Consider the following 3,570-nt stretch of genomic DNA (forward strand, 5'->3'; position numbering starts at 1 on the left):
CGGTGCTCAACGCCGCGAGCATCGACAGCCTGCTGGACAAGACCCTGGACGGACAACCCATTCGCAGCGTGCTGGTTGGCCAGCAGGAAAAGATGATTCGGCAGTTCGGCTGGGTCATGAACCTGACCCGCGCCACGCCGCCCAACGTAACGCCGGCGGTGCTGGCGTTGACCGAAAAGCACAAGGGCGAGGCCAGCCTGGATGCCGACAAGCACCTGGTGAACTACACCACGGGTGTGCCGTTTCCGGATCTGGATCCGGCCGACCCGGACGCCGGCTACAAGCTGGTCTACAACGTCCTGCGCTTCGGTTGGCTGGGCGATGCCATGAACCTGCAGCCGCTGACGTTCCTGATCATCGACGGCAAGCGTGGTCTTGAGAAAGAGCAGGGCTGGGTGTATCGGCGTTTCCTGATGTCCGGGCGCATGAGCGAGCCGCACGTTCTGGACAAGACCATCGCCAAGTATGAGGCGCTGATCAACGTCTACCCGAACGACACGCGCGGGCTGGGCCTGCTGACGGTGAACTACGCCGACGGCCGCCTGCCGGACGTGTATGCCTACATCAAGAGCCTGCGCCGGGTGCGGCGCCTGTCCAGCGGTGCCTGGGCCGATCCGGTGCAGGGTACCGATCTGTTGTTTGACGACACCTTCGGTTTGAACCTGGACCCGACCTGGTACGAGAGCTGGAAGATTCTGGGCGTGCGCAAGGCCCTGGGCGTGGACAAGTCCATCCTGCCGCCGATGGACGAGAGCGCGTCCGGTGAGGCGAAGTACCCGTTCATGCGTTTGAGCGAGCCGCCGCACTGGAACTTCCAGCCGGACAACTACGAGATCAAGGACGTCTACGAGCTGGAAGGGAAGCCGAAGAACAACCACCTGGTGAGCCGTCGGCACATGTTCGTGGGCGCCACGCTGGGTGCGCCCAAGTTCTACTGGCAGGACCATTACGACCGCAAGGGCGAGCACTGGCACACCCTGTTTGTGGCGTACAAGGACTGGAAGTGGGACGACGGCCAGAGCGGTCCGACCGTGACCGGAGTGATCGGCCTGGATGTGCAGCGCCTGCACGCGACGGCCTTTGGGTACTCGACCGGGTTCCACCACAACCCGGAAGGTGCCAAGGCCGCTGATTACTCACCGGAAGCCCTGCCGCGGATGTTGCAGTAAGATTCAGCGACGGGCGCCTGCCCGTTTGCAGCGATACCTGAGGGCCGCCGCAGGCTTGCGGCGGCCCTCTTTAAATTTAAGTAGACGTGGTCTCTCGCGGGATGCGGGGGGGCATTGAAAAGGACGGCGCCAACTCGCAGCGTATCTATCACGCAGCTTATTGAGTTATATATGCGGGCAAGTTTCTATCAGGCCCGCTGATCATCAGGTTCTACTGCCCGCGCCAGATCATTCGGTTGTGGCGAATCGCGGTGGCGGTTGTACACTGAGACCGTTCTTGATACGGGCTGAGTCCGGGTTTTTTGGGAGGGTGTCTGACATCTCAGGCACAGGACAGGTCCCTGGCATAAGCTGGGGGTTGGCAGGGAATAGTTCGAGCCAAGGCAGCTGCCACAAGCTCTAGCGTATGGGGGTCCAAGATGGAATTGCAGAAAGTGAGTCTGCGTCGCCCGGCTGTGCCGGTGGCGCTGGGGGTCATGCTAGGTTGTGCCATGCTGGTGGCGAGTCCGGCGCAAGCCGTGACGTTCGATTACTCCGGTTACGTCCGGGAGCACCTGTCGGTCAATCTGCAGCCCAGTGACGAATTCAAGGCTACCGGTGATACCAGTGGCTTGTTTTTGACAGGCGAGAAATTTGACGGCAAGGGTGATCTGTCCATGTGGCGCCACAGTGGCAAGCTGGAGGCCACGGCGGACTTTGGTCCGTTCCAGATCTCCGGCATCGGGCGTATCGCCCGCGAGACCCGTACCAAATGGAACCGCGACCTGCAAAATGGCAGCAAGCTGATGCCAGCGTTTGCTACATTGGAGCAGGCTGGGCCGCTGGTCGGGGCGCCGGTCGGAGCGACAGGGTTTGCCAATGCCTCCGCATTTACCTCCGCGAATATCAATGCGCTACTTGGTGCGCCGGGGTGTGTTCAGCCATTTTGCCCGTTCGTGGACGGGCTGGTCGGGTTCGGGGCCGGCACCCAGGACGATCTGGCCCTGAAGCAGTATGACTCGACCGAGTTGCGCGAGGCGTTTGTCACGTTCTCCATTGGCGAGCGCACTCACTTCAAGCTGGGCAAGCAGCAGGTAGTATGGGGCGAGACGGACTTCTTCCGCGCCATGGATATCATTCACGGCTACGATCTGCGCTGGCGTTCGTTCCTGGAAACCGAAAACGAGGAGCTGCGCAAGCCGCTGATTCTGGGTAACGTCACCATCGACATCCCGGAACTGGCCGGTGCCCTGCAGCTGATTTACCGTCCCGGCTGGGATAACGGCGACGATATGGGTGAAACGGGTCCCATCAACGGCGGACGCTGGTCGCCGGCGCCATGGGCTGCGGCAGGTGTCACAAGCTCGCTGCTTGGTAGTTACAACTATCACCATAACTTGGGTGACGAGAACGACGCCAACTATGGCTTTCGCTGGTCCGGCACGTTCAAACAAATAGGCTACTCCCTTAATTACTATCGGGGGCTGAGTAATGATGGCTTGGTGGTGCGTAACCCACTGGTCGGTGGAAGCACTAATCTTGGCCAATGGGAAGGTGGCAGTTTCCGTTTGACGGAGCTGATTTTCCCGATGACGGAAACCTACGGTATTACTCTGAACGCCTATTCGGGTCTATTGGATTCGGTGCTGCGCACAGAGGTGGCGTTGACGCCTAACAAGGCCTACAACACCGGCACCAACACGTTTGTGGATCTGTTCTCGTACCTGAGTGGTGTTAATGCGGCGGCGGGTGGCCCGGCCTTTTTCCCTGGCATCGTGCTGTTGAACGATATTAACAACCCGGTCAGCAACTACACGCCGGGTACTGGCGGCTTTACCACGGACCCCTTGGGCAATCCCATTGCGCCGGTTGGTGCGTCGTTGTCAGTGCCCGGGCTGGGGCCCATCGTCGAAAAGGACACTCTCAAGATCATGCTCGGCCTGGACAAGCAACTGAACTGGACCATGAACACTCTGGGTACCTCGCGACCCACGTTCTGGACTGTGCAGTTGTTCGACACCTGGGTGATGAACTATGACCGTGATGACGATATCAATGAGAACTTCGGCTATGGCGCAGCGCGACGCGAGCACCAGACCATCCTGACCAACGCCTTCAGCTTCCCGTACAAGTACGATACGGTGACACCGGGGTTTGCGTTTGGTGTGGATCTTGGTAGTTTCGACGCGTTTATGATTCCGTCGCTGGACATCGCCATGGGCGATCACTGGCGGCTGCGCTTCGAGGCGGACATCTTCCTGCCGCGGCATGTCGAGAAGACCAATCTTGGCATAACCGGCAGCGACCAGAACGACACCCGCCTGCTGGGTACCTTGCACGACCGTGACCAGTTCGTGGCGCGTATTACTTATCAGTTCTGAGCGGATGCACGGCTGACCTCTTATGCCCGGTTGATCGGTCC

At 60.0% G+C, this 3,570-nt stretch carries 2 protein-coding genes; both read left to right on the forward strand.

Translation table 11 applies throughout. The features are described from left to right. Window positions 1-1,169, forward strand: a 1,169-nt coding sequence (locus tag ABZF37_RS13910; RefSeq protein ID WP_372720941.1) for a DUF1329 domain-containing protein, incomplete at its 5' end; no start/stop codon positions are given. A gap of 419 nt (window positions 1,170-1,588) precedes the next feature. Continuing rightward, window positions 1,589-3,529, forward strand: a complete 1,941-nt coding sequence (locus tag ABZF37_RS13915) for a DUF1302 family protein (RefSeq protein WP_372720943.1) — start codon at window positions 1,589-1,591, stop codon at window positions 3,527-3,529. The last annotated feature ends 41 nt before the right edge of the window (window positions 3,530-3,570 follow it).

Origin of the sequence: Immundisolibacter sp. (genome assembly GCF_041601295.1) — a bacterium.
GTDB lineage: Bacteria > Pseudomonadota > Gammaproteobacteria > Immundisolibacterales > Immundisolibacteraceae > Immundisolibacter.